The sequence below is a fragment of the Pseudoalteromonas sp. CR1 genome, assembly GCF_019392235.1.
Lineage (GTDB): Bacteria > Pseudomonadota > Gammaproteobacteria > Enterobacterales > Alteromonadaceae > Pseudoalteromonas.
On sequence record NZ_JAHXRM010000308.1, the window covers coordinates 1 to 266 of the forward strand.

1 protein-coding gene is annotated in these 266 nt (G+C 57.5%); it reads right to left on the reverse strand.

Translation table 11 applies throughout. The features are described 5' to 3' along the window. On the reverse strand, window positions 1-266 hold a 266-nt coding region (locus KZZ04_RS19515), incomplete at both ends, for a lyase family protein (RefSeq protein ID WP_257903697.1).

Here is a 266-nt window from a genome sequence, read left to right on the forward strand (position 1 = left end):
TGCCTTCGGAGTTTTCGAAGTCGATCGGGTTGACCTTGTGCGGCATGGTCGACGAGCCGATTTCACCGGCAATGGTGCGCTGCTTGAAGTAGCCCAGGGAGATGTAGCCCCAGATATCGCGATCGAAGTCGATCAGGATGGTGTTGAAGCGCGCAATGGCGTCGAACAGTTCGGCGATGTAGTCGTGCGGTTCGATCTGAGTGGTGTACGGGTTGAAACCCAGGCCCAGCTCGTCTTCGATGAAGGCGCGGGCGTTTTCTTCCCAG